The 987-nt window shown below is 74.4% G+C and carries 1 protein-coding gene; it reads left to right on the top strand.

What is annotated here, in order from left to right:
• Positions 1-987, top strand: a 987-nt coding sequence (locus D588_RS0115605) for an AMP-binding protein (RefSeq protein WP_017916648.1), incomplete at both ends; no start/stop codon positions are given.

Here is a 987-nt window from a genome sequence, read left to right as displayed (position 1 = left end):
CGGCGCCTGACGCAGGCGCCGGTGGCCCTGCCCGCGGGCACCGGCTGCATCACCTACACCTCCGGCACCACCGGCCAGCCGAAGGGCGTGTGCCTGAGCGCCGACGCGTTGCTGCAGGTCGCCGGCTCGCTGGCCGACGCCGCCTCGGCGCTGGCGCCGCGCCGGCACCTGTGCCTGATGCCGCTGTCGACGCTGCTGGAGAACGTTGGCGGCCTGTACGCGCCGCTGCTGTCCGGCGCGCAGATCGCGCTGCCGTCGCTGGCCGAGATCGGCTACAGCGGCGCTGCCGGCCTGGACATCCCGACCCTGATCGCCTGCCTGCACCGCTACCAGCCGCACAGCGTGATCCTGGTGCCGCAGTTGCTGCTGGGGCTGGTCATGGCCGCCGAGCGCGGCGTGCCGCTGCCCGCCTCGTTGCGCTACCTGGCGGTCGGCGGTGGCCGCGTCGGCCCGGGGCTGCTGCGCCGTGCGGCGGCGCTGCAGTTGCCTGTGTTCGAAGGCTACGGCCTGACCGAATGCGCCTCGGTGGTGGCCTTGAACCGGCCCGAGGCGCAGCGCCTGGGCAGCGTCGGACGGCCGCTGCCGCATGCGCGGGTGCAGGTGGTCGATGGCGAACTGCAGGTCGAGGGCGTGCGCTGCCTGGGCTACCTGGGCGCGCCCGGCCCGGCACCGGGGCCGATCGCCACCGGCGACCTGGGCCATGTCGATGCCGACGGCTTCGTGCACATCACCGGCCGCCGCAAGCATGTGTTCATCACCGCGTTCGGCCGCAATGTCTCGCCGGAGTGGGTGGAAAGCGAACTGCTGCAGCATCCGCTGATCGCGCAGGCGGTGGTGTGCGGCGAGGCGCGTGCGCACAACCTGGCGGTGCTGTGGCCGCGCCGCGCTGGCGAAGACGACGCCGCGCTGCACGGCGCGCTGGCCGAGGTCAATGCCGGCCTGCCCGATTACGCCCGCGTCGCCGGCTTCGTGCGCGCCGCCGCGCCA

Source organism: Xanthomonas sp. SHU 308 (assembly GCF_000364645.1).
Classification (GTDB): domain Bacteria; phylum Pseudomonadota; class Gammaproteobacteria; order Xanthomonadales; family Xanthomonadaceae; genus Xanthomonas_A; species Xanthomonas_A sontii.
Note: the sequence above shows the minus strand (reverse complement) of the source record. Positions and strands in the feature narration are given on the sequence as shown.